The sequence below is a fragment of the Burkholderia metallica genome, assembly GCF_902832845.1.
Lineage (GTDB): Bacteria > Pseudomonadota > Gammaproteobacteria > Burkholderiales > Burkholderiaceae > Burkholderia > Burkholderia metallica.
On sequence record NZ_CADFDB010000003.1, the window covers coordinates 432,180 to 455,918 of the forward strand.

Sequence of the window (23,739 nt, forward strand, 5' to 3'; positions counted from 1 at the left end):
CGGCGCGCACCGCGCAGAAGAACACCCCGGCCGGCCGTGCCGGACGGGGCCTGCCGGCTCAGAGCACCTTGCGGTACCCGTCGTCGTCGCTGGCGGCGTCCAGATGCGACACGTCGGCCCACTGCACAACCTGTGCGCGCCCGTCCACGTAATCGACGACGTTGATGCTCGTGTTGAGCAACTGATAGCTGCGCGGCGCCGACAGCTCGATGCCGTTCGCAAACCGGTACACGCAGTCGAGCACGCCGCCGTGCGCGACGCACGCGATCCGGCCGCCCGGATGCGCGGCCACGATCGGCTCGAGCGCATGCAGCACGCGGTGATAGAACGCGCGCTGCGACTCGCCGCCTTCCGGTGCGAAGCCGGGGTCGCGCGTCTGCCACGCCGCGTACGCGTCCGGAAACAGCGCCTCGATCTCGCTGCTGTCGTGCCCCTGGAACGCACCGTACGAGCGTTCGCGCAACCCGTCGCGCAGCAGCAGCGGCAACCCGAGCGCGTCGGCGAACGGCTGCGCGGTCTGCTGCGCACGCATCAGGTCGCTTGAATAGACCGCGTCGATCCGCGCACCGTCACGCGCGTCGCGTACGAGCCGCGCGGCGAGCTTTTGCGCCTGTGCGAGCCCGGTGTCGGCCAGCGGGATGTCGATGTGCCCCTGGATGCGCTTGATGCGGTTCCAGGCCGTCTCGCCGTGGCGGATGAAAAGTATCTGGGTGGTGGCCATCGCGGTGCATCTCGGGGGAGGAATCAGGGCCGCACTTGCAGCCAGAACGTCACGGGGCCGTCGTTGACGAGCGATACCTGCATGTCGGCGCCGAACTCGCCCGTCTCGACGACCGGATGACGCGCCCGCGCGGCCGCGACGAAATAGTCGAACAGCCGCGCGCCTTCGTCGGGCGGCGCGGCCGGCGTGAAGCTCGGACGCAGCCCGCTGTTGGTATCGGCTGCCAGCGTGAACTGCGACACGAGCAGCAGGCCGCCTGCGCGGCCCGCGCCGTCGATGTTCGACACCGGCAGGTTCATCTTGCCGGCGGCATCGCTGAACACGCGGTAGCCGAGCATTTTCGCGAGCAGCTTGTCGGCCGCGGCTTCGGTGTCGCCTCGCTCCGCGCAGACCAGCGCGAGCAGGCCCGCGCCGATCTCGCCCGTCGTGCGATCGCCGACGCGCACGTCGGCGCGCTTCACGCGCTGGATCAGCGCGATCATGCGGTCAGCGTGACGCGGGCGAAGCGGCGCTTGCCGACCTGCACGACGAATTCGCCGGCCTCGACCTTCAGGCCCTTGTCCGACACGGTCGCGCCGTCGATCTTCACACCGCCCTGCTCGATGTTGCGCAGCGCTTCGCTCGTCGACGGCACGAGGCCGGCCTGCTTCAGCAACTGGCCGATCGCGAGCGGTGCGCCAGCGAGCGTGACCGACGGAATGTCGTCGGGCACGCCGCCCTTCGCGCGGTGGTTGAAGTCCTCGAGCGCACGCTCCGCGTCGGCCTGCGAGTGGAAGCGCGCGACGATTTCCTGCGCGAGCAGCACCTTGAAGTCGCGCGGGTTGCGGCCGCCTTCGATCTCGCGCTTGAAGCCGGCGATCTCGTCCATCGGACGGAACGACAGCAGTTCGAAGTAACGCCACATCAGCGTGTCCGAGATGCTCATCAGCTTGCCGAACATTTCGGTCGGCTTCTCGCTGATACCGACGTAGTTGCCCTTCGACTTCGACATCTTCTCGACGCCGTCGAGGCCCTCGAGCAGCGGCATCGTGAGAATGCACTGCTGTTCCTGTCCGTACTGCTTCTGCAGTTCGCGGCCGACCAGCAGGTTGAACTTCTGATCGGTGCCGCCGAGTTCGAGATCGGCATTCAGCGCGACCGAATCGTAGCCCTGCATCAGCGGGTACAGGAATTCGTGGATCGAGATCGGCACGCCGCCCTGGAAGCGCTTCGTGAAATCCTCGCGCTCGAGGATTCGCGCAACCGTGTAGCGCGACGCGAGCTTGATCATCCCGTCCGCGCCGAGCGGCATCGACCACTCGCTGTTGTAGCGGATCTCGGTCTTGTCGCGGTCGAGCACGAGCGCGGCCTGCTCGAAGTAGGTCTTCGCGTTCGATTCGATCTGCTCGCGCGTGAGCGGCGGGCGCGTCGCGTTGCGGCCCGACGGATCGCCGATCAGCGACGTGAAATCGCCGATCAGGAAGATCACCGTGTGGCCGAGATCCTGCAGCTGACGCATCTTGTTCAGCACGACCGTATGACCGATGTGGATGTCGGGCGCGGTCGGATCGAGGCCGAGCTTGATGCGAAGCGGCGTGTTCGTGGCCGCGCTGCGCGCGAGCTTCTGCGCGAACTCTTCCTCGATCAGCAGCTCGTCGACGCCGCGCTTCGTGACGGCGAGCGCATGCCGGACTTCGTCGGTGATCGGGAAAACAGGCTTGGAACTGGGTTCGGTGCTCATCGGTGCCAGGAAGAATGTCGCAAAAACAGTGATTTTCCCATAACTTGCGCGCGCATCGCTTAACGGCGCGCCACGTTGCGCGGATAATCGGGCGCAAGGCGCGCGGCACCGGCCCGCGCCGCACGATCCAGGAGGACCCAACGTGCCGCAACGACAGCCGCAACACGCCCACCCGGCCGACGGCATCTACTTCGGGCTGATGTCGGGAACCAGCATGGACGGCGTCGACGGCGTCGCCGTGCGTTTCGAGGCCGGCAACGCGCCGGTCGTGCTCGCGGAAGCGTTCGTCGGCTTCGCGCAATCGCTGCGCGACACGCTGTTCGCGCTGCAACGGCCCGGCGACGACGAGATCGACCGCGAATCGGTCGCGGCGAACGCGCTGGTCACGCGCTATGCGGTGTGTTGCCACGAATTGCAGCGCACGGCCGGGCTGTCGCGCGACGAGATCCGCGCGATCGGCGTGCACGGGCAGACCGTGCGCCATCGCCCCGAGCGCGGCTACACGCGGCAGATCAACAACCCGGCGCTGCTCGCCGAGCTGACCCAGGTCGACGTCATCGCCGATTTCCGCAGCCGCGATGTGGCCGCCGGCGGCCACGGCGCGCCGCTCGCGCCGGCGTTCCACGCGACGGTGTTCGGTGCGCCGGGCGAAACGCGCGTCGTCTGCAATCTCGGCGGGATCAGCAACATCACGATCCTGCCCGGCGATACGAACGCGCAGCGCGGCGAAGTGCGCGGCTTCGACTGCGGCCCCGCGAATGCGCTGCTCGACGAATGGGCGACCCGCCATCTCGGCAAGCCGTACGACGACGGCGGCAAGTTCGCCGCGCGCGGCACCGTCCATGCGGCGCTGCTCGACGCGCTGCTCGACGAGCCCTATTTCCGCGCACCGCCGCCGAAAAGCACCGGTCGCGACCTGTTCAATCCGGCGTGGCTCGACGCGAAACTCGCCGCGTTTGCGCAAATCGCGCCGCAGGACGTGCAGGCAACGCTCACGGCGCTCACGGCCGTGTCGATCGCACGCGAGATCGCGCAGCACGCGCCAGGCTGCAAGGCCGTGTTCGTATGCGGCGGCGGCGCACGCAATCCGGTGCTGCTCGACGCGCTCCGGCACGCGTTGCGTGACGCGGGCGTGCCGGCCACCGTCGATACGACGGCCGCGCTCGGCGTGCCGCCGCAGCAGGTCGAGGCGCTCGCGTTCGCATGGCTCGCGTACCGCTTCACCGCGCGCCTGCCCGGCAATCTCGCGACGGTCACAGGGGCGGCCGGCAACCGCGTGCTCGGCGCGCTCTATCCGCGCTGACGCGACGCCTGCCGCACGGCAGGCGTCGTCTTTTCATCGCAAACGGGCATAAAAAACGGGGCATGAAGCCCCGTTTCTCGTTCCGGCGAACCGGATCGGATCTGTCGTGCGCTCAGACCGAGAACGACGAACCGCACCCGCAGGTGGTGGACGCGTTCGGGTTCTTGATCACGAACTGGGCGCCGTTGAGGTCGTCCTTGTAGTCGATCTCGGCGCCGACCAGGTACTGGTAGCTCATCGAGTCGATCAGGAGCTGGACGCCGTTCTTGTCCATCACGGTGTCGTCCTCGTTGACTTCCTCGTCGAACGTGAAGCCATACTGGAAGCCGGAGCAGCCGCCACCCTGCACGAACACGCGCAGCTTCAGGTCGGGATTGCCCTCTTCGTCGATCAGTTGCTTGACCTTGTCGGCCGCCGCGTCGGTGAAGACGAACGGAACCGGCATGTCGGTGGTCGTTGCTGCGGATTCGGTAACAGCGTTCATTGCGAACTCTCCAAGAAGCTTTAGCCGCTATTGTAGGGCCGTTCGGAAGATCGTGCTGAAGTCCATGAAATCAACAGGTTCTTGTCGATTTCATCAAGCGGACCCGCGCGGGCTGCCGCTGCGGCGGCCTGGAAGCGGCCATAAAAAAACCGCCAGCGCGAAAGCTGGCGGTTTTTTCGGCGAACGCCGCCCGAAAGCGGCGCGGCCATGAAGCGGAATTAACGCTTCGAGAACTGCTTTGCGCGGCGTGCCTTGCGCAGACCGACCTTCTTACGCTCGACTTCACGTGCATCGCGCGTGACGAAGCCTGCGTTCGACAGCGACGGCTTCAGCGTCGCATCGTAGTCGATCAGTGCACGGGTGATGCCGTGGCGCACTGCACCTGCCTGACCCGTTTCGCCGCCGCCGTTGACGTTGACCTTGATGTCGAACGTCTGGCCGTGGTTCGTGAGTTCCAGCGGTTGACGCACGATCATCAGCGACGTTTCGCGCGAGAAGTAGTCAGCGATGGGCTTGCCGTTGACGATGATGTCGCCCTTGCCAGCCTTGATGAAGACACGTGCGACTGCGCTCTTGCGGCGGCCCGTACCGTAGTTCCAGTTACCGATCATGTGGGCTCCCCTTAGATCTCGAGCGCCTTCGGCTGTTGAGCCGAATGCGGATGCGTAGCTTCAGCGTAGACCTTCAGCTTCTTGATCATCGCGTAGCCGAGCGGGCCCTTCGGCAGCATGCCCTTGACCGCTTTCTCGAGCGCGCGGCCCGGGAAGCGTTCCTGCATCTTGCCGAACGTCGTCTCATAGATACCGCCCGGGTAGCCCGAGTGACGGTAGTACTTCTTGTCCAGAGTCTTGTTGCCCGTGACCTTCAACTTGCTTGCGTTGATGATGATGATGAAATCACCAGTGTCGACGTGCGGGGTGAACTCAGGCTTGTGCTTGCCGCGCAGACGGCGTGCCACTTCGCTGGCAACACGGCCGAGAACCTTATCCGTCGCGTCAATCACGTACCATTCGCGCGTCACCTCATGGGCTTTTGCGGAAAACGTCTTCATGATCGATCCAAAAAAATTGCTTTGCCCGATGTGTTCTTCCTGCTTGTCTGTGTGCGCTTCGAGGCGCGGTGCAGGCTCTCCCTGTTCTTTTTCCGTGGGCATGAATGCGGAAAAGCCCTGAATTATAAAGGAAATACGGCAACGCGGTCAAAGAGAATCCACTTCCCGTGCGCACGGCGGCCGAAATGGGCCAAAATCCGGTCGTGCCCCGACCAGCCAGGCGAACCGAGCGCCCGGGGAGGCACCCATCGACGCGCGGCACGCGACCTTGCCGCGCCAGACCGGCCGAACACGGAAAACAACAAACAAGCATGATGAATCAACGACTCACGCCCTTCCTTGCGGCCGCGCTGCTGGCCGCAGCGACGCCTGCCACCGCTGCCCGCGCCGACTGCGAAGCCAAGCTCGACGCACTCGATACCCGCCTGGCCGACGCCCGGGCCGCCCATGCCGAGGAGCGCGTCGCCCGCCTGCGCGCGGTGCGCGAACGCGTTCGCCAATTCTGCTCACGCGGCCACGGCCATGCGTCGGCCGTCCGCGCGCCGGGGCCCGACGCACGCTCGCCCGCCACGCCGCCCGGGGCGACGTCGCAGCCGGCGGCCAGACAGCCCGCGTGACGCTGCCGGGCCGCGCAAGCCGCGCGCCGATGTTTGCATCAGACGAAAAAAAGCCCGAACGGCTGGTTCGGGCTTAATCCACCATAGGAGGAGGGTGGAGGAGACATTCGGAGGTTGCCGCAGCGCGACAACCAATGAGGCTCATTATACGAACGCGTCGTCGACTTCACAAGAAAATTTGCATTACGAAATCGAACATCACAATGTGGGATTTTTTGACGGCCCGCTTGAGAAAACGATTTTCCCTTTTAAATCAATCACATGATCGCAGCAAGCATGATCGGTGACCGCCTTCGTCTAGAACAAAACCCCTAATTCCGCAGGGGAATTGGCCGTTCGGCAGGCCGCGCGGGCGGCGCCGGCATTGCGCGTCGTGCAGCGCATCAGCCGACCGTTGCGCAGCGGGCTACAATGCCGGATCGAATCCGAATCAGGCAACGCTGGAGTGCAAGCATGGAATGCAAAGTAAGCTGGATGGGCCAGGACGGCATGGCGTTTTCCGCCGAGACCGGCAGCGGCCATCTCGTCACGATGGACGGCGCGCCCGAAGGCGGCGGTCACAATCTCGCGCCGCGCCCGATGGAAATGGTGCTGCTCGGCACCGGCGGCTGCACGGCCTATGACGTCGTGCTGATCCTGAAGAAGAGCCGCCAGGAAGTCAGCGGCTGCTCGGTCACGCTGAAGGCCGAGCGCGCGAGCGAAGATCCGAAGGTGTTCACGAAGGTGCACTTCCACTTCACCGTCACCGGCCGCAACCTGAACCCGGCCACGGTCGAACGCGCGATCAACCTGTCGCACGACAAGTATTGCTCCGCGTCGATCATGATCGCGAAGACGGCCGAACTCACGCATTCGTTCGACATCGTCGCCGGCTGAACGCACGGCGAACGCGCATGAAAAAAGGCCGGCGCTCCGTTGGGAGACGCCGGCCTTTTCGCATTCGAACGGCAAAGCAGGCCGATAAGCCGGATTCTGTGCACGCTGCGCGCCGAAGCACGCAACGCGTGGCAGCCATTCCTCTAGGCGCGCCATTGCTGACGCGCTCAAGCTTCCTACCCGCAGACGAGACGGGGGCCCCGTCCTGCATCCGAAAATGCGCGCCTGCCTACTTGGAATTGCTCCGGGTGGAGGTTACCGTGCCGGCGAACGTCGCCGTCGCCGCGGTGCGCTCTTACCGCACCGTTTCACCCTTACCTGATCCCGGCTTGCGCCGGGCCATCGGCGGTTTGCTTTCTGTTGCCCTGTTCCGCGTGTCGCCACGGATGGCCGTTAGCCATCACCCTGCCCTGTGGAGTCCGGACTTTCCTCGCCCCCGCGCGCCCGAAGGCGGCGAGGCCGCGACTGCCTGGCCTGCTTTGCGACGCGCATTCTAGCACTGCGCGCCGCCGCCGGCAGCGCGCGAGCGGCGGCCGCTGCGAAACACGGCCGGATCGTCGTAGAACGCGGCCTCGCCATTCGCCTCGCACCAGCCCGGCACACCGAGCACCGGGAGCGGCGCGAAATCGCGGCTCGTGAGCGCGCGCGTGGCGAGTTCGGCGGCGACGCGCGCATCGACATGCGCGATCCGCTGCGCATCGGGCCACGAGAAATAGTCGGCGCTCACTTCGACGATCCACGTGTGCGCGGTGCAGGACTTGTAGGGCGCGACGAGCTTCTCCAGCAGCGCATGGCCGACGAGCCGCGCTTCGCAGCGCGTGCCCCATGCATCGCGCGCGGCGACCAGCAGCCGCGCCCAATCGAACCCGCGCAGCGCGTCGGCAAGCGTGCGGTCGGCCGTCACGAACAGCGCGGCATTTTCGTCGAACAGCGTGAGCGCATCGCGCAGCGTGCCGCGCACCGGGCCGACCCCGCCCGCCGCGTCGATCGCCGCGGCCTGGCGCGCATTCAGTGCGGCCTTGATGCGCGGATACGCGAACCAGACGAGCGCATTGAAGAAGTCGTGCAGATTGTGGCGGGTCGGAACATGGCCCGTCTCCGCGATATGGGTCTCGTACGCGACGCCGGGCGGCAACGCGGCCTGCGGCACGAACCGGAGCCGCCGGCCGCAGCCGCTGACACGCGGACCGTCGGGCCCGGCGTCGCGCGACGCGCGGTTCAGCGCGTCGAGCAGCGCGGCCTCGCCTGCCCGTACGGCCGCCTGTATCGCGCGGCCGCGCGCCGCGTAGGGCGCGAGCCACGGCACGGACCAGTCGATCCGCGCAAAATCCGCCGCCGCGCGGCCGGCCGCATGGCCGGGTTCGCGCGGCGGCGCGAATGTCACGCCAGTTTCCAGCCGATCGTCTCGCCGCCGCGCAGCGGCACGACGGGCGTATCGCCCGCGAAGATCTCGCGCGGCAGCTCCCATGCCTCGCGGCGCAGCGTGACCGTCTCGGCGCTGCGCGGCAGCCCGTAGAAATCGGCGCCGAAGAAGCTCGCGAAGCCTTCCAGCTTGTCGAGCGCGCCGGCGGTGTCGAACGCTTCCGCATACAGTTCGAGCGCGTGCAGCGCCGTGTAGCAGCCCGCGCAGCCGCACGCGGTTTCCTTCGCGTCGCGCGCATGCGGCGCGCTGTCGGTGCCGAGGAAGAAGCGCGGGTTGCCCGACGTCGCGGCTTCGACCAGCGCGACGCGATGCGTCTCGCGCTTGAGCACCGGCAGGCAATAGTAATGCGGGCGAATCCCGCCGACGAACAGCGCGTTGCGGTTGTACAGCAGGTGATGCGCGGTGATCGTCGCGCCGAGCAGGCCGGGCGCCGCGTCGGCGTCGCGCACGTAGTCGGCCGCGTCCTTCGTCGTGATGTGTTCGAACACGACTTTCAGGCCCGGGAAATCGCGGCGCAGCGGCGTCATCACGCGGTCGATGAACACTTTCTCGCGGTCGAACAGGTCGATCGACGCATCGGTCACCTCGCCGTGCACGAGCAGCGGCATGCCGGTTTCCTGCATCGCCTCGAGCGTCTTCGCGCATTTCGCGAGATCGGTGACGCCGTGGTCGGAATTCGTCGTCGCGCCGGCCGGATACAGCTTCACGCCGTGCACGAAGCCGCTTTCGCGCGCGCGGCGGATTTCGTCGGGCGGCGTGTTGTCGGTCAGATACAGCGTCATCAGCGGCTCGAACGTCATCCCGGCCGGCAGCGCGGCGAGGATGCGCTCGCGATACGCGTGCGCCTGCGCGGTGGTCGTGACCGGCGGCTTCAGGTTCGGCATGACGATCGCGCGGCCGAACTGGCGGGCGGTGTGCGGCAGCACGGCGGCCAGCATGTCGCCGTCTCGCAGGTGCAGGTGCCAGTCGTCGGGACGGGCGAGCGAGAGCGTCGCCGGGGAGGAAGCGTTCGAGGCAGTCATAGAAGGCGTCGTGAGGATGAGGCTGGCCATCGGCGGGGCCGGAACGCGCGCGTGCGGGCCGACTGACGGCAAACCGCAACACGGGGCCTTCGGCCGGCGGAATCCGCTTTTTACCGCTCAGGGCTCGGTGATATGCTAGAAGCCGCATTGTACCGGGGTTCGCCCGGTTCGTTACCCCCCGCCTCAGCCTGCTGCCCCAAGTAAAATGTGCCAACTCTTAGGAATGAACTGCGCCGCGCCGACGGACGTCACATTCTCCTTCACAGGTTTCGCGGCCCGGGGCGGGCTCACCGATCACCATGCCGACGGCTGGGGCATCGCGTTCTTCGAAGACAAGGCCTGCCGCCTGTTCATCGATCACCAGGCATCGGCCACGTCGCCGATCGCCGAAATGGTGAAGCGCTACCCGATCAAGTCCAAGAACACGATCGCGCACATCCGCAAGGCGACGCAGGGGCACATCCTGCTCGAAAACAGCCATCCGTTCATGCGCGAGCTGTGGGGCCGGCACTGGATCTTCGCGCACAACGGCGATCTGCAGGACTACGCACCGGACATGGACGGCAGCGTCTACCATCCGGTCGGCACGACCGACAGCGAGCAGGCGTTCTGCGTGCTGATGCAGGGGCTGCGCGAAGCGTTCCCCGGCGCGCAGCCGCCGCTGCCCGAACTGTTCGAGCGCGTCGGCGAGCTGACGCGCGGCATCACCGATCACGGCGTGTTCAACTTCCTGATGTCGAACGGCCAGGCGCTGTTCGCGCACTGCTCGACGCGGCTGCACTACCTCGTGCGGCGCTGGCCGTTCTCGACCGCGCACCTCGTCGACGAAGACCTGTCGATCGACTTCGCGAAATACACGACGCCCGAGGATCGCGTCGCCGTGATCGCGACGCAACCGCTCACCGACAACGAAGTCTGGACCGCGTTCGAGCCGGGCGAGCTGATCATGTTCCAGTGCGGCGACGTCGCCGCGCGGATGCGGATTCCGGTGCCCGAGCGCGTGCTCGAGAAGCTGCGCAATCCGGCGCTCGACGCATCGGCGTCGGCGCCGCGCGATGCGCGCGAGGCGCTCGCCACCGAAGTCGATTCCGACGACGCGATCGACTTCTGAGCGCGCCGCGCCCGCTTTCGTGATGCGTGTCGCATGGCCATATCGCCCGCCCCGGCAAATCGACGCGTCGTCATCCAGCATTCGCTTGATTTAATTCATTTCCCATAGAAAATGATTAAATTCTAAAACGAATAAATCACGCGATCGAAATACGTATAATCCGGAAACCGCATTTTAACGGATCGCCCCGTCGCAAACCGTGCGCCACCCCACCGATCCGGAAAACACGAACCCATCCGCAACAAACTGAAAAAATCCTTATCCATCAAGGCTTTCAGTTCGATTCATCACACAATCCAGAAATACCGGATGAAATCGACATGATTGCCGCATTTGTTAGCTTTCCGACAATTAGCCGCTTCCCCGGCAACTAGACTCCGCCCATCCTCGGTGTAACGAATCGCGATTGGCGGAGAAACGGCCACGGCCGCCGCACACCCATTCACGCCATTCCCCACCGCGGATTGCGATTTCACTGCACCGCGGTGAAAACCACATCAAAAGAAGAGAGAGGGGTTTGTCGTGAATCATTCATTTCGATCGATATGGAGCGAGACCACAGGCTGCTGGGTCGCGGCTGCGGAAACGGCACGGGCGCGCGGCAAGCGCTCGGGCCGCCCGTCCGGCACCGGCCGGCGCGCCGCGCACGCGGCCACGCGCCGGACCTCGCTTCGCATCGCGGCACTCGGCGCCGCGCTGGCCGCGCTGTCGGCCGGCCCGGCGTACGCATCGACGTGCGGCAACGGCTCGGCCGTCGCAAGCGGCGGCACCTGCGCGCTCGGCAGCTTCAGCCCGACGGTCAACGACGACCTCGTCGGCGCCACGACCGTGTCGGGCGGCGACCGGGTCGGCCTGACGGGCGCGTGGACCGGCGCGACCGGCGACATGGGCTACACGCCGATGCCGCTCGGCAGCACGTCGATCATTTCGGGCAACCCGAACCAGCCGCTGGTGTCGCTCGGCGGCAAGACGCAAAGCGTCGGCACCCCCGACTCGATCACGGGCGGCCGCACGTCGGTCGCCACCTACGATTCGTCCGCATTCGTCGCGTCGACCGCGGGCTCGACCGTCGTGCAGGTCTACCACGACGTGAACGGCGACCAGTACGTGAACACGCGGTTCGGCACGGTCGCGAACTCGGGCGGCACGCTCGACGTATCGATCGGCTCGCCGGGGAGCGCGCCGACGGCCGCCGGCAATGCGATCACGATCGCGGCCAAGCAGACCGACCTCACCTACGCGGACGGCACCGGCTCGACACCGAGCGTGATCAACTGGAATTCGCGCAACCAGATCTGGTTCATCACCGGCGACTATCTCGCGAGCGGCGGCCCCGTCGGTACCGTCGAGCTCGACGTGCCGGCCTACGCGGGCACCTTCAAAGCGTTCGACGGCAGCACGTGGACCGTCACCGACGCCGCATCGCTCGCCGCGTACAACGACTTTCTCGTGCGCTCGGTCCAGAGCGGCGCACTCGGCTCGCAGGCCGCCTACGACACCGCGTTCGGCCAGGCCGTGACGATCACCCCGCAGACCTTCGAGTATGCGAACAACGTGTCGCCCGGCGACAAGAACGCGCTGCCCAGAAACTATCCGACCGCGATGCACGGCACCGGCGCGAACGCGACGCTGCATATCGGCAAGGACGGCCAGATCGACTTCCGCGGCTCCAACACGATCGACGAGAGCGCCGCCGTCGTCGCGGAGAACGGTGCGCACTTCATCAACGACGGGCGCCTGTCGGGCGACTTCACGCTGGTGCGCCTGCTGAGCGGCGCGAGCGGCGTCAACAACGGCACGATTTCATCCGGCTATACGTCCGGCGACAACGTCGCCACCGGCGGCAGCACGCGGCCCGACAACTTCGGGCTCGATACGTACGTCGAAGGCAGCGGCGTGTACGCAAACGGCGCGGGCACCACGTTCGTCAACAACGGCGTGATGAACGTCGGCGCGTGGGATCTCGTCCACAACCGCCCCGACCTGCAGAACTACGCGGTGGCCGCAACCGACGGCGCGCGCGCGTCGAACGCCGGCACGATCAACGTCGGCGTCAACGCGACGACGCTCGACAGCCAGGTGATCGGCGGCCTCGTCGCCGGCGGCAGCTTCACGAACGAAGCCGGCGGCACGATCTACCTCGGCCGCGCGGCCCAGTACGACGCCGGCGCGCCGGAAGCCGTGAACGACGTCGCGCTGTCCACGCACGCGTACGGCATCCTGCTCGGCGCATCGGGCACCGCGAGCAACCTCGGCACGATCGTGATCGGCTCGCAGACGCAGAACGGCGCCGCGCTGGCGAGCATCGGCTCGTCGTCCGGCACGCTGAGCAACGCGGGGGCGATCGTCGTCAACGGCGCGGCGGCCGGCACGCCGCTCGCCAACGTCGGCATGCTCGCGGCCAACACCGCCGCGACCGTGACCAACACCGGCACCATCACGCTGAATGGCGTCAACGGCATCGGCATCATGGTCGTCGGGACCGGCACGAACGCGACGGCCGCGACCTCGACCGGCACGATCGACGTGGCCGGCGGCCTCGATCCCGCATCGGGCACCCGCAACTACGGCGTGTGGGCCGAGGGGCCGCTCGCGAAGGCCACGCTCGACGGCGCCCTCAACCTGACGGGCACCGGCGCGATCGGCGCGCACGCGCGCTCGGGCGCGACGATCGACGTCGGCGCCAATGCCGTACCCGCGTTCATGTCGGGCACCAACCAGATCGGCTTCTACGCGTACGGCGCGGGCTCGAAGATCAACGTCGCCGCGCAGCACCTGAGTGTCGACACCGACGATTCGACGCTGTTCCGCGTCGCGGGCGGCGCGGCCTACACGGGCACGTCGATGGCCGGCGCGCTGACGACCGACGTCAACGGCCAGCGCGCGCACGGCGTGCTCGCGACCGACACCGGCACCGTGCTGTCGACCGGCAACGCGACCTACAACGTGAACGGCGCGAACGGCATCGCGATCGCGGTCGAAGGCGGCGCGCAAGGCACGATCGACGCGGGCGCGACGATCAACCTGAACGCGGGCGGCGCGATCGCCGGCGTCGTCGACGGCCAGGCGCACGATCTCGCCGGCGCCAACGCCGGCGCACCGGTCGCGACGACGCTGACCAACCACGCCGCCGTCACGTCGTCGACGGCCGGCGTGACGGGCTTCGTCGCGCAAAACCTCGGCACGCTCGAGAACCGCGACACGGTACTGCTGACGGGGGCCGGTTCGACGGGCGTCGTGATCGGCACGCTCGGCACGGTGAACAACGCGTCGACGATCCGCGTATCGGACGGCACCGGCGCGCTCGTCCAGGGCGCATCGGCGACGCTCGCCAACACGGGTTCGATCGAAGCCGACGACGGCATTGCAGGCGTGCGCCTGACGGGTGCCGGCGCATCGGTCGCGCTGTCGGGTGCGGGCACCGTGACCGCGAACGGCAGCGCCGACGGCGTGCTGATCGACTCGACCGTGACGGGAGGCGGGCTCGCGGCCGGCGCGACGTCGATCGCGGTGGGCGGCTCGGGCAAGGGGATCGACAACCAGGGGACGAACGCGACGATTACGCTGTCCGGCACGCAGATCGGCACGACCGGCGGCGGCGCCGACGGCTTGTCGTCGACGGGCGCCGGCGCACGCATCGCGGCCGATGCGGCAACCGTCGTCCGGACCACCGGCGACCACGCGCGCGGCTTCTTCGTGTCGGGCGCGGATTCGACGCTGACGGCCGACGGGACGACCGTCGCGACGACTGGCGCGAATTCCGCCGCGGTCGTGACGAACGACGGCGCGACCGCGGTGCTGTCGGGCGCGAAGCTCACCACGGCCGGCGCTGCCGCCGACGGCCTCGTCGCGCAGAACGGCGGCCGCATCGGCGATACGGGCTCGACGATCGTCAGCGGCGCCGGCAACGGCGCCACCGCCGACAGCGGCGGCGTGCTCGCGTTGACCGGCACGACGCTCAAGGGCGCGACGGCCGGCGTGCTGGCCTCCGATACGCTCGGGAACGGCGCGACGAGCACCGTGCTGGTCGACGGCGGCAGCGTCGCGTCCGTCAGCGGGCCGGCCTTCGCCGTGCGCGGCGGCACGGCCGACATCGCCGTGCGCAACGGCACGGTCGTGACGGCCGGCAACGGCACGCTGCTCGACCTGTCGAACGGCGGCAACGCCACCTTCACCGCGTCGGCCGTGAATCTGGCAGGCGACATCGTTTCCGATGCATCGAGCACCGGCAACGTGTTCCTCGCGAACGGCACGACGCTGACCGGCAAGATCGACCCGGTCGCGCTGAGCGTCGACCCCACCAGCACGTGGCGCATGACGGGCAGCTCGGTGCTGAGCAGCCTGAACAACGCGGGCCTCGTCGCGTTCGCCGCACCGACCGGTGCGCCGACGCTCGCGGGCAGCTACAAGACGCTCACGACGGGCAGCTACGTCGGCAACGGCGGCACGATCGCGCTCAACACGTTCCTCGGCGCCGACGCATCGCCGACCGACCGGCTGATCGTGAACGGCGGCACCGCAAGCGGCACGACGGGCCTGAAGATCGCCAACACGGCCGGCACCGGCGCGCAGACGAAGGGCGACGGGATTCCGGTGGTCGTCACGGCCAACGGCGGCACGACCACCGCATCGGCGTTCCAGCTCGCGGGCCCCGTGCAGGCGGGCGCGTACGAGTACCGGCTCTATCGCGGCGGGCAAGGCGACGCGAACGGCTGGTACCTGCGCTCGCAGCTCGATCCGTCGAACCCCGACGACCCGATCCACCCGTCCGGCGACGGCGATGGCAACGGGAACGGCAACGGCGGCACGCTCGCGTACCGCCCGGGCGTCTCGGGCTACGCGCTCACGCCGCTGCTCAACGCCGACTACGGCTTCTCCACACTCGGCAAGCTGCACGAGCGCGTCGGCGACATCTACAACCTCGAAAAGCAGCAGCCCGGCAATCGCGACGGCGTATGGGGGCGCATCGGCGGCCAGAGCCTCGACGCGAACGCGGGCCGCTTCTCGGCCGACGAGCGCACGTTCTTCGCGCAGTTCGGCAAGGACTGGACGCTCGACCAGGCACCGAACGGCGGCGGCAGCACGCACGCGGGCGTGACGGCCAGCATCGGCGTGTCGAACGCGAGCTTCAGCGACATGGCGCGCGCCGATACGGCCAACCTGTCGACGTCGACGGGCTCGGTCGAGATGCATGCGCAGAGCGTCGGCGGCTACTGGACGAAATACCTGTCCGACGGCACGTACTTCGACAGCGTCGGGCAGGTCACGCACTACGGCAACCGCTATCGCGACAGCTACGGCAACGAGGCGTCGCAGAACGGCTTCGGCGTCGCGCTGTCGCAGGAAGTCGGCAAGCCGTTCGCGATCGGCGGCCTGCCGGTCGCGGTCGAGCCGCAGGCGCAGCTGATGTATCAGTACCTGAAGCTGAACGGGTTCAACGACAACGTGTCGGCGGTATCGGGTACGACGACGAATGCGCTGCGTGGCCGCGTCGGCGTGCGCATCTTCCGGCCGAACCTGCAGTCGGATTCGGGCGGCGGCGCTGCCACACCGTACTTCACGGCAGACGTGCTGCACGACTTCCTGTCGCCGGGCCAGACCGTCGTCGGCGGCACGCCGTTCGCAACGCACCTCGGCCGCACGTGGTACGAGCTCGGGGTCGGCGTGACCGCGAGCTTCGGCAAGTCGGGCGAGCTGTACGCGAACGCGAAGATCGCGCGCAACATCGGCGGCGACTACCGGCGCGGCATCGTCGGGCAGGTCGGCTACCGCTACAGCTGGTAACGCGCGCGGGCAGCGGACGAAAAAAAACCGCCCGGCACGCGCCGGGCGGTTTTCGTTTCGGCGCACCTGCGGCGCCGACCAGCGCGAACGCTCAGTGCAGGATCTTCGCGAGGAAGTCCTTCGCGCGCTCCGACTTCGGATTCGAGAAGAAATCGTCCTTGCGGTCGTCCTCGACGATCGCGCCCTTGTCCATGAAGATCACGCGGTGCGCGACCTTCTTCGCGAAGCCCATCTCGTGCGTGACGACCATCATCGTCATCCCTTCCTGCGCGAGTTCGACCATCACGTCGAGCACTTCGTTGATCATCTCGGGATCGAGCGCGGACGTCGGCTCGTCGAACAGCATCGCGATCGGGTCCATCGACAGCGCGCGCGCGATCGCGACACGCTGCTGCTGGCCGCCCGACAACTGGCCCGGATACTTGTGCGCGTGCGCCTTCAGGCCGACGCGATCGAGCAGCTTCATCCCCTTCTCGTTCGCCTCGTCCTTGCCGCGGCCGAGCACCTTGACCTGCGCGAGCGTCAGGTTCTCGGTAATCGACAGGTGCGGGAACAACTCGAAATGCTGGAACACCATCCCGACCTTCGAGCGCAGCTTCGACAGGTTCGTCTTCTTGTCGCCGACCGACTGGCCGTTCACGAGGATCTCGCCCTGCTGGAACGGCTCCAGGCCGTTCACGGTCTTGATCAGCGTCGACTTGCCCGAACCCGACGGGCCGCACACGACGACCACTTCACCCTTCTTGACCTCGGTCGTGCAGTCGGTGAGAACCTGAAACTGGCCGTACCACTTCGAAACGTTCTTGATGGAAATCATCGTGTGACCTTTTTCTGGAGACTCTTGACGAGAACAGACGCCAACGAGCAAATCACGAAATAGCATGCGCCGGCGAACAGGACCATCTCGACGGTCGTGCCGTCGCGATCGCCAATGTTGGCGGCCGTGCGGAAGAAGTCCGCGAGACTGATCACGTACACGAGCGACGTATCCTGGAACAGCACGATCGCCTGCGTGAGCAGCAGCGGCACCATCGCGCGGAACGCCTGCGGCAGAATCACGAGGCGCATCGCCTGCGCGTAGTTCATGCCGAGCGCGAACGCGGCGTTCACCTGCCCGCGCGGCACCGACTGGATGCCGGCGCGGATGATCTCGGAATAATACGCGGCTTCGAACAGCGAGAACGCGACCATCGCCGATGCGAGGCGGATGTCGATCGTCGGCGACAACCCGAGCACGCCCTGCAGCAGCTGCGGCACGATCAGGAAGAACCACAGCAGCACCATCACGAGCGGAATCGAGCGGAACACCGTCACGTAGCCCTTCGCGAACCACGCGAGCGGCTTGACGCCCGACAGCCGCATCAGCGCCAGCAGTGTGCCCCAGACGATCCCGACCACGATCGCGATCAGCGTGATCTGCAGCGTGACGACCGCCCCCGTCCACAGCGTCGGCAGCGCGCCGGGAATACTACTCCAGTCGAACTGATGCATCACTTGCCTCCGATATAGCCGGGCAGCCGCGTACGGCCTTCGATCCAGCGCATGAGCGCCATCACGACGAGGTTGATCAGCACGTAAGCGAGCGTGACCGCGATGAACGACTCGTACGTCTGCGCGGTGTAGTCGACGAGCTGGCGCGCCTGCGCGGACAGGTCGAGCAGGCCGATCGTCGACGCGACCGCGGAATTCTTGAAGATGTTCAGGAATTCCGACGTGAGCGGCGGCACGATGATCCGGTACGCGACGGGCAGCAGCACGTAGCGGTACGTCTGCCATTGCGTGAAGCCCATCGCGAGGCCGGCGGCGCGCTGGCCCTTCGGCAGCGCGTTGATCCCGGAGCGTACCTGTTCGCACACGCGCGCGCCCGTGAACAGGCCGAGACAGACGATCGACGCGGTAAAGAACTGCGTGCCGGGCGGCAACTGCTTGATCCAGGTGCCGATCGACACGGGCAGCAGCTCGGGTATCACGAGATACCAGATGAAGAACTGCACGATCAGCGGAATGTTCCGGAAGATCGACACATACGCGGTGCCGATCGCGGACAGCCATTTGTTCGGCACGGTGCGCAGCACGCCGAACAGCGAACCGACGATCAGCGCGATGACCCAGGCGACGAGCGACACTTCGATGGTCACCCGGAAGCCGGACATCAGCCATCCGAAATAAGTCGTCGGCTCGCCAGTCGATACGGGGCTCAGGAAGATGCCCCAGTTCCAGTGGTAAGACATGGGCAAGACTCCAGCAAAAAGAGACGGAAGAAGCGTGGCCTCTTCCGTCTCATGAGCGTCATTTCTGCATCAACGGCCGTTCGGTCAGTCGAGCGCCTTGTCGTTCGGGTTCGCGTACAGCTTCTTCATCGACTCGGACAGCGGGAAGTTCAGGTTCAGCCCCTTCGGCGGGATCGGGTTCTCGAACCACTTCGCGTAGATCTTCGCGGCTTCGCCCGACTTCTCGACTTGCGAGATCGCGTCGTCGACGACCTTCTTGAAGTCGGCATCGCCCTTGCGCATCATGCAGCCGTACGCTTCTTCCGATTGCGGCGTGCCGACGATCACCCACTCGCCCGGCTGCTTCGCCTTCGCGCGCTCGCCCGCGAGCAGCGCGTCATCCATCATGAACGCGACCGCGCGGCCCGATTCCAGCGTGTTGAACGAATCGCCGTGATCCTTCGCGCTGATGATGTTCATGCCCATCTGCTTGTCGTTGTTCATCTTGCGCAGCAGGCGCTCGGACGTCGTGCCGGCGGTGGTCACGACCGTCTTGCCCTTCAGGTCGGCGAAATCCTTGACGCCCGAATCCTTCTTCGTCATCAGGCGCGTGCCGATCACGAAGATCGTGTCGGAGAACGCGGCCTGCTGCTGACGCTCGGCGTTGTTGGTCGTCGAGCCGCACTCGATGTCGACCGTGCCGTTCTGCACCAGCGGAATGCGGTTCTGGGACGTGACCGGGATGTTCTTCACCTGCAGGTTCGGCAGGTTCAGCTTCTTCTTCACCGCGTCGACCACCTTCATCTGGAATTCGCGCGAATAGCCGACCACCTGCTGGCTCTGGTCGTAGTAGGAGAACGGAATCGACGATTCGCGGTGGCCCAGCGCGATCACGCCCGTGTCCTTGATCTTCTTCAGCGTGCCCGTCTCCTGAGCATGTGCGCCGCTTGCGAACGCGCAAAGCGCCGCGACCATGAGGACTGCCTTTTGGTATTTCATGTTGGTCATCTCCTTGGCTTAAACCCGCGCCAGTGTATCAAAGTAATATTTTTGAAAGTACCTGTTGTTTACCGCACGTCGCGGCGCCCTGCGCGAAGCCTTCCTCCCGGCTCCGGTCGCCCGAATGCGCGCGCGGGCGATGCCGGATCCGGCACCGCCCGCGAGGGTTCATAGCCGCAATCGGGTGGATTGCGTCATGAATGGATCATAGTCAACGATCAGGGGTAGAGGCCACGCATTTCGCGCGCCATCAGGATGCGCTTGCACGCGACGATGAACGCCGCCGTACGCACCGACACCTTGTGCTCTTCCGCGACCGCCCACACGCCGGCGAACGCTTCGCGCATCACGCGCTCGAGACGGTGGTTGATCTCGTCTTCCGTCCAGAAGAAGCTCGAGAAATCCTGCACCCATTCGAAGTACGACACGGTCACGCCGCCCGCGTTCGCGATCACGTCCGGGATCACGAGCACGCCGTTCGCGGTCAGGATGTCGTCCGCCGCCGTCGTCGTCGGGCCGTTCGCGCCTTCGACGATGATCTTCGTGCGGATCTTCCCCGCGTTCTTCTCCGTGATCTGGTTTTCCAGTGCCGCCGGGATCAGGATGTCGGTTTCGACCGTCCAGAACTCGTCGTTCGGCATCGGCTCCGCGCCTTCGAAGCCCGCGACGCCGCCCGTGTGTGCGACGTGGTCGAGCAGCTTGTTCGAATCGAGGCCGCCCGGCTGATAGATCGTGCCCGTGTGATCCTGCACCGCGATCACCTTCGCACCCGCTTCCTGGAACAGCTTCGCCGCGATGCCGCCGACGTTGCCGAAGCCCTGCACCGCGATGCGTGCGCCTTCGATCTCGAGGCCCTTCTTCTTCGCCGCTTCGCAGCCGACGACGAACACGCCGCGGCCCGTCGCTTCCTTGCGGCCAAGCGAACCGCCGAGCGCGATCGGCTTGCCGGTCACGACGCCGGTCGACGTCTGGCCCTGGTTCATCGAGAAGGTGTCCATCATCCACGCCATCACCTGTTCGTTGGTGTTGACGTCCGGCGCCGGAATGTCGGTGTTCGGGCCGATGATGATGCCGATTTCGCTGGTGTAGCGGCGCGTCACGCGCTCGAGCTCACCACGCGAAAGCTTGCGCGGGTCGACGCGGATACCGCCCTTCGCGCCGCCGTACGGCACGTTCACGGCCGCGTTCTTGACCGACATCCATGCGGACAGCGCCATCACTTCCGACAGCGTCACGTCCTGGTGGTAGCGCACACCGCCCTTGCCCGGGCCGCGCGACACGTTGTGCTGCACGCGATAGCCTTCGAAGTGCGCGACGGTGCCGTTGTCGAGCTCGATCGGCACGTCGACGACCAGGATGCGCTTCGGGCGCTTCAGCGTTTCGAGCCAGCGCGACAGCGAGCCGAGGTACGGCGCGACGCGATCGACTTGCTGAAGGTAGTTGCCCCACGGGCCGAGATCGTCGGCGTGCAGGTAGGACGGGATGGACTGCAATTGCGAAGACATGGATGCTCCAACGGTCAACAGGTGCGCACATTGTCGAAAAACCCGTTTTTTTTATCCAATGCCGTTTGCTTATTCGATTATGCGTTTCTTGCATGATCGCGATTTTTCGCAAATCTGCGGTCGATCTGCGCAAGAACGCCCGCGATCGATCGTGCATCGCGGGCATGGAGAATCGCGGTTTCCGGATCCCGCATGACCGCCGGACAGCCGCCCGACAGGGCGCTGCAAGCCCGGCGACAGCCGGCCGTGCCGGCCGGTCGGCGGTTCGGTCGGCGGCCCAGGCAGCGGTTAACCGCCGACGGTTAACCCGCGGTTTCGCGCAGTTCGTCGCGCACGACGTCCCACAGCGCACGCACGAGCTTCTGCCGCGGATCGTCGCCCTGCAGCGCGAGCTTGTCGCAGTACAGCCGGATCTCCATCGTCAGCGTGAACGGATACGCGCCGCCGCGCACCGACCGGTCGAGCCGGATCAGGCGGCCGCCCGCGACCGCATCCTCGACCGCGCTGTGCGGCAGGAACGCGACGCCGTGGCCCGCGAGCGCCATCGCCTTCAGCCCTTCGGCCATGTCGGTTTCATAGACGCGATCGAGGAACAGCGGCGTCGTCGCATTCGCGACGATGACCTCCGTCATTCGGCCGAGATACGCGTTCGGCGTATAGGACAGGTACGGTACGCGCGCGTCGGCCGTGCCGGGCAGCGTATAGCGCGGCCGCCCCACGCGGCCCGGCGCCGAGAACGGGCTGATCGGCTCGCTGCCGAGAATCAGCATGTCGTAGCGCGCCGGGTCGAGCGCGACCGGATGGCTCGGGTGGTGGTAGCCCATCACGAGATCGCAGCCGCCCTCGACGAGCGACAGCACCGCGTCGTGCACGTTCAGCGCGCGCAGCCGTGTGTGGACCGGGCCCATCTTCGCCTCGATCCGCTGCAGCCAGCGCGGGAAATACGTGAGCGACAGCGTGTGCGGCACCGCGAACTCGATCGTCGGCACCGGCGCGCCGACGTGGCCGCGCAGCAGCGTGCGCGCCTCGTGCGCCTGCGACAGCATCGTCAGCGCCTGTTCGTAGAAGATCTGCCCGGCCTGCGTGAGCCGCGTCGGATAGACCGAACGATCGATCAGTTCGGTCGCGAGCCACGCCTCGAGCGCCTGGATGCGCCGCGAAAACGCCGGCTGCGACACGTGCCGCAGCTCGGCGGACCGGCTGAAACTGCGCGTTTCAGCGAGTGAAACGAAGTCTTCGAGCCATTTCAGTTCCATGCAGGCGGGCGCGGCGGGCGGCGATCGGGAAGAAGCCTGCATTCTACCGGCGGGCGGCCCCGGCCGGCGGCGCCATGCGCGGCCCGGCACCCCGCCGCGAAAGGGCGCCGGCGCAGCGGCCGCATCCGGCGGCGCCGGCCGGCCGCGCGCGACCGGGATCGCCCCGCGCCGATGGTAAAATGCCGGATTCTCCCCCCTCGCTCGACCCGGCCCCAAGGCCCGCCCGATCATGTCCGACACTCGTCCCGATACGCTTTTCGCCCTCACCGCGCTCTCGCCCATCGACGGCCGCTACGCCAGCAAGACCGAAGCGCTGCGCGACTGGCTCTCCGAAGCCGCCTTCATGCGCCACCGCGTCACCGTCGAGGTGCACTGGCTGATCGCGCTGTCGCGCGCCGGCTTCGCGGAAGTCCCGCGCTTCTCCGACGCATCCGAACAATTCCTGCTGCAGCTCGCCGAGCGATTCACCGCGCACGACGCCGCCCGCATCAAGGAAATCGAGCGCGTGACGAACCACGACGTGAAGGCCGTCGAATACTGGCTGAAGGAATCGGTGAAGGGCCAGGAAGAACTCGAAAAGGCCAGCGAATTCATCCACTTCGCGTGCACGTCGGAAGACATCAACAACACGTCGCACGGGATGATGCTCGCCGGCGCGCGCGAGCACGTGATCGTGCCGGCGCTGCGCACGGTCCACCAGCGCCTCGTCGGGCTCGCGCACGCACACGCCGAGCAGCCGATGCTGTCGCGCACGCACGGCCAGCCGGCCAGCCCGACGACGCTCGGCAAGGAAATCGCGAACGTCGCGGCCCGCCTCGATCGCGCGATCGCGCGCATCGAGAAGGTCGAGATCCTCGGCAAGATGAACGGCGCGGTCGGCAACTTCAACGCGCATCTGTCGGCGTATCCGGAATTCGACTGGGAAGCGTTCTCGCGCGACGTGATCGAAAACCGCCTGAAGCTCACGTTCAACCCGTACACGATCCAGATCGAACCGCACGACTACATGGCCGAGCTGTTCGACGCGGTGGCGCGCGCGAACACGATCCTGCTCGACCTCGACCGCGACGTGTGGGGCTACATCTCGGTCGGCTACTTCAAGCAGAAGACGAAGGCCGGTGAAATCGGCTCGTCGACGATGCCGCACAAGGTCAACCCGATCGACTTCGAGAACTCGGAAGGCAACCTCGGCCTCGCGAACGCGACGCTGCGCCACCTCGCCGACAAGCTGCCGGTGTCGCGCTGGCAGCGCGACCTGACCGACTCGACGGTACTGCGCAACATGGGCGTCGCGCTCGGCTACTCGCTGCTCGCGTACGACTCGCTGATCCGCGGCCTCGACAAGCTCGAAGTGAACCCGCAGCGCCTGAACGAAGATCTCGACAACTGCTGGGAAGTGCTCGCCGAGCCGGTGCAGACGGTGATGCGCCGCTACGGCATCGAGAACCCGTACGAGCAGCTGAAGGAGCTGACGCGCGGCAAGGGCATCACGCGCGAAGCACTGCAGGAATTCGTCGGCACGCTCGCGATCCCGCAGGACGCGAAGGATCGCCTGCTCGCGATGACGCCCGCGTCGTACATCGGCAAGGCGGTCGAACTCGCGAAGCGGATCGCGTAAGCGCCGCCGTCTGCGCCCGTAAAAAAAGCCCGATGCGAG

The 23,739-nt window shown here is 66.7% G+C and carries 21 protein-coding genes and 1 other RNA gene; 6 read left to right on the forward strand and 16 right to left on the reverse strand.

Annotation, left to right across the window (positions count from 1 at the left end; genetic code table 11):
* Positions 1-58: 58 nt before the first annotated feature.
* From HWX08_RS12100 to tyrS, 3 genes are read right to left on the reverse strand one after another with little or no spacing between them, the layout of a single operon-like run.
* Complete coding sequence (locus HWX08_RS12100; RefSeq protein WP_069255785.1) at positions 59-721, reverse strand: histidine phosphatase family protein; 663 nt, start codon at positions 719-721, stop codon at positions 59-61.
* 23 nt (positions 722-744) lie between these two features.
* The gene (gene dtd / locus HWX08_RS12105) at positions 745-1,203 is read right to left on the reverse strand and encodes a D-aminoacyl-tRNA deacylase (protein ID WP_069255784.1); all 459 of its coding nucleotides are present in this window, start codon (positions 1,201-1,203) and stop codon (positions 745-747) included.
* On the reverse strand, positions 1,200-2,441 hold the full coding sequence (gene tyrS / locus HWX08_RS12110) for a tyrosine--tRNA ligase (protein ID WP_069255783.1): 1,242 nt from the start codon (positions 2,439-2,441) through the stop codon (positions 1,200-1,202). The genes dtd and tyrS overlap by 4 nt, the downstream gene beginning before the upstream one ends.
* Positions 2,442-2,583: 142 nt before the next feature.
* On the opposite strand from tyrS, the gene HWX08_RS12115 reads away from it, so the two are divergent.
* Positions 2,584-3,744 (forward strand): anhydro-N-acetylmuramic acid kinase, encoded by a 1,161-nt coding sequence (locus HWX08_RS12115; protein WP_174922491.1) that lies wholly within the window; start codon positions 2,584-2,586, stop codon positions 3,742-3,744.
* A gap of 112 nt (positions 3,745-3,856) precedes the next feature.
* Here the strand turns inward: HWX08_RS12115 and erpA are convergent, their stop codons facing one another.
* The 4 genes from erpA to rplM are packed head-to-tail and all read right to left on the reverse strand — an operon-like array spanning position 3,857 to position 5,279.
* Positions 3,857-4,228 (reverse strand): iron-sulfur cluster insertion protein ErpA, encoded by a 372-nt coding sequence (erpA, locus tag HWX08_RS12120; protein WP_069255781.1) that lies wholly within the window; start codon positions 4,226-4,228, stop codon positions 3,857-3,859.
* Between the two features lie 20 nt (positions 4,229-4,248).
* Positions 4,249-4,437, reverse strand: a complete 189-nt coding sequence (locus HWX08_RS12125; RefSeq protein WP_226240777.1) for a hypothetical protein — start codon at positions 4,435-4,437, stop codon at positions 4,249-4,251.
* A gap of 9 nt (positions 4,438-4,446) precedes the next feature.
* Positions 4,447-4,839 carry a 30S ribosomal protein S9 gene (gene rpsI / locus HWX08_RS12130; RefSeq protein ID WP_011883283.1) on the reverse strand — a complete coding sequence of 131 codons (393 nt, stop codon included), beginning with the start codon at positions 4,837-4,839 and terminating at the stop codon, positions 4,447-4,449.
* 11 nt (positions 4,840-4,850) lie between these two features.
* The gene (rplM, locus tag HWX08_RS12135) at positions 4,851-5,279 is read right to left on the reverse strand and encodes a 50S ribosomal protein L13 (protein ID WP_009687896.1); all 429 of its coding nucleotides are present in this window, start codon (positions 5,277-5,279) and stop codon (positions 4,851-4,853) included.
* Positions 5,280-5,590: 311 nt separating this feature from the next.
* Here rplM and HWX08_RS12140 point away from each other — a divergent pair, with 311 nt between their 5' ends.
* A complete protein-coding gene (locus HWX08_RS12140) occupies positions 5,591-5,896 on the forward strand; it encodes a DUF1090 family protein (protein ID WP_174922492.1) in 306 nt (101 codons plus the stop codon).
* A 411-nt stretch (positions 5,897-6,307) separates the two neighbouring features.
* Complete coding sequence (locus HWX08_RS12145; RefSeq protein ID WP_076605865.1) at positions 6,308-6,772, forward strand: OsmC family protein; 465 nt, start codon at positions 6,308-6,310, stop codon at positions 6,770-6,772.
* Between the two features lie 69 nt (positions 6,773-6,841).
* On the opposite strand, the gene rnpB is transcribed toward HWX08_RS12145, so the two are convergent.
* From rnpB to pyrC, 3 genes are all read right to left on the reverse strand, one after another.
* Positions 6,842-7,253, reverse strand: an RNA gene (rnpB, locus tag HWX08_RS12150) — RNase P RNA component class A.
* A gap of 12 nt (positions 7,254-7,265) precedes the next feature.
* Positions 7,266-8,156 (reverse strand): DUF3025 domain-containing protein, encoded by an 891-nt coding sequence (locus tag HWX08_RS12155; RefSeq protein WP_069255778.1) that lies wholly within the window; start codon positions 8,154-8,156, stop codon positions 7,266-7,268.
* Positions 8,153-9,217, reverse strand: coding sequence for a dihydroorotase (pyrC, locus tag HWX08_RS12160; RefSeq protein WP_174922493.1), 1,065 nt, complete (start codon positions 9,215-9,217; stop codon positions 8,153-8,155). Before pyrC ends, HWX08_RS12155 begins: the two co-directional genes overlap by 4 nt.
* Before the next feature lie 205 nt (positions 9,218-9,422).
* On the opposite strand from pyrC, the gene HWX08_RS12165 reads away from it, so the two are divergent.
* The gene (locus HWX08_RS12165; protein ID WP_069255776.1) at positions 9,423-10,328 is read left to right on the forward strand and encodes a class II glutamine amidotransferase; all 906 of its coding nucleotides are present in this window, start codon (positions 9,423-9,425) and stop codon (positions 10,326-10,328) included.
* Between the two features lie 522 nt (positions 10,329-10,850).
* The gene (locus HWX08_RS12170) at positions 10,851-16,112 is read left to right on the forward strand and encodes an autotransporter outer membrane beta-barrel domain-containing protein (RefSeq protein ID WP_174922494.1); all 5,262 of its coding nucleotides are present in this window, start codon (positions 10,851-10,853) and stop codon (positions 16,110-16,112) included.
* 91 nt (positions 16,113-16,203) lie between these two features.
* Here the strand turns inward: HWX08_RS12170 and HWX08_RS12175 are convergent, their stop codons facing one another.
* The 6 genes from HWX08_RS12175 to HWX08_RS12200 all read right to left on the reverse strand — a co-directional run bounded on the left by HWX08_RS12175 (position 16,204) and on the right by HWX08_RS12200 (position 22,082).
* Positions 16,204-16,929 (reverse strand): amino acid ABC transporter ATP-binding protein, encoded by a 726-nt coding sequence (locus HWX08_RS12175; RefSeq protein ID WP_069255774.1) that lies wholly within the window; start codon positions 16,927-16,929, stop codon positions 16,204-16,206.
* Positions 16,926-17,603: a glutamate/aspartate ABC transporter permease GltK gene (gltK, locus tag HWX08_RS12180; RefSeq protein ID WP_069255773.1), complete on the reverse strand. Its 678-nt coding sequence runs from the start codon at positions 17,601-17,603 to the stop codon at positions 16,926-16,928. The genes HWX08_RS12175 and gltK overlap by 4 nt, the downstream gene beginning before the upstream one ends.
* Positions 17,603-18,343, reverse strand: a complete 741-nt coding sequence (locus HWX08_RS12185; protein WP_069255772.1) for an amino acid ABC transporter permease — start codon at positions 18,341-18,343, stop codon at positions 17,603-17,605. The genes gltK and HWX08_RS12185 overlap by 1 nt, the downstream gene beginning before the upstream one ends.
* Before the next feature lie 84 nt (positions 18,344-18,427).
* Positions 18,428-19,321, reverse strand: a complete 894-nt coding sequence (locus HWX08_RS12190) for a glutamate/aspartate ABC transporter substrate-binding protein (RefSeq protein WP_069257934.1) — start codon at positions 19,319-19,321, stop codon at positions 18,428-18,430.
* A gap of 218 nt (positions 19,322-19,539) precedes the next feature.
* Positions 19,540-20,826, reverse strand: a complete 1,287-nt coding sequence (locus HWX08_RS12195; RefSeq protein ID WP_069255771.1) for a Glu/Leu/Phe/Val family dehydrogenase — start codon at positions 20,824-20,826, stop codon at positions 19,540-19,542.
* 302 nt (positions 20,827-21,128) lie between these two features.
* Complete coding sequence (locus tag HWX08_RS12200) at positions 21,129-22,082, reverse strand: LysR substrate-binding domain-containing protein (protein WP_174922495.1); 954 nt, start codon at positions 22,080-22,082, stop codon at positions 21,129-21,131.
* A gap of 229 nt (positions 22,083-22,311) precedes the next feature.
* Between HWX08_RS12200 and purB the strand changes: the two genes are divergently transcribed.
* On the forward strand, positions 22,312-23,700 hold the full coding sequence (gene purB, locus HWX08_RS12205; protein WP_174922496.1) for an adenylosuccinate lyase: 1,389 nt from the start codon (positions 22,312-22,314) through the stop codon (positions 23,698-23,700).
* The last annotated feature ends 39 nt before the right edge of the window (positions 23,701-23,739 follow it).

What these genes read in the sequence shown, in the direction of transcription:
- dtd (WP_069255784.1), bottom strand. Translation starts at nt 1,203, where the DNA reads ATGATCGCGCTGATCCAGCGCGTGAAGCGCGCCGACGTGCGCGTCGGC.
- rpsI (WP_011883283.1), bottom strand. Translation starts at nt 4,839, where the DNA reads ATGATCGGTAACTGGAACTACGGTACGGGCCGCCGCAAGAGCGCAGTC.
- HWX08_RS12125 (WP_226240777.1), bottom strand. Translation starts at nt 4,437, where the DNA reads ATGGCCGCGCCGCTTTCGGGCGGCGTTCGCCGAAAAAACCGCCAGCTT.
- HWX08_RS12200 (WP_174922495.1), bottom strand. Translation starts at nt 22,082, where the DNA reads ATGGAACTGAAATGGCTCGAAGACTTCGTTTCACTCGCTGAAACGCGC.
- HWX08_RS12195 (WP_069255771.1), bottom strand. Translation starts at nt 20,826, where the DNA reads ATGTCTTCGCAATTGCAGTCCATCCCGTCCTACCTGCACGCCGACGAT.
- pyrC (WP_174922493.1), bottom strand. Translation starts at nt 9,217, where the DNA reads ATGACTGCCTCGAACGCTTCCTCCCCGGCGACGCTCTCGCTCGCCCGT.
- HWX08_RS12100 (WP_069255785.1), bottom strand. Translation starts at nt 721, where the DNA reads ATGGCCACCACCCAGATACTTTTCATCCGCCACGGCGAGACGGCCTGG.
- HWX08_RS12145 (WP_076605865.1), top strand. Translation starts at nt 6,308, where the DNA reads ATGCCGGATCGAATCCGAATCAGGCAACGCTGGAGTGCAAGCATGGAA.
- rplM (WP_009687896.1), bottom strand. Translation starts at nt 5,279, where the DNA reads ATGAAGACGTTTTCCGCAAAAGCCCATGAGGTGACGCGCGAATGGTAC.
- HWX08_RS12175 (WP_069255774.1), bottom strand. Translation starts at nt 16,929, where the DNA reads ATGATTTCCATCAAGAACGTTTCGAAGTGGTACGGCCAGTTTCAGGTT.
- HWX08_RS12140 (WP_174922492.1), top strand. Translation starts at nt 5,591, where the DNA reads ATGATGAATCAACGACTCACGCCCTTCCTTGCGGCCGCGCTGCTGGCC.
- tyrS (WP_069255783.1), bottom strand. Translation starts at nt 2,441, where the DNA reads ATGAGCACCGAACCCAGTTCCAAGCCTGTTTTCCCGATCACCGACGAA.
- purB (WP_174922496.1), top strand. Translation starts at nt 22,312, where the DNA reads ATGTCCGACACTCGTCCCGATACGCTTTTCGCCCTCACCGCGCTCTCG.
- gltK (WP_069255773.1), bottom strand. Translation starts at nt 17,603, where the DNA reads ATGCATCAGTTCGACTGGAGTAGTATTCCCGGCGCGCTGCCGACGCTG.
- HWX08_RS12165 (WP_069255776.1), top strand. Translation starts at nt 9,423, where the DNA reads ATGTGCCAACTCTTAGGAATGAACTGCGCCGCGCCGACGGACGTCACA.
- erpA (WP_069255781.1), bottom strand. Translation starts at nt 4,228, where the DNA reads ATGAACGCTGTTACCGAATCCGCAGCAACGACCACCGACATGCCGGTT.
- HWX08_RS12190 (WP_069257934.1), bottom strand. Translation starts at nt 19,321, where the DNA reads ATGAAATACCAAAAGGCAGTCCTCATGGTCGCGGCGCTTTGCGCGTTC.
- HWX08_RS12185 (WP_069255772.1), bottom strand. Translation starts at nt 18,343, where the DNA reads ATGTCTTACCACTGGAACTGGGGCATCTTCCTGAGCCCCGTATCGACT.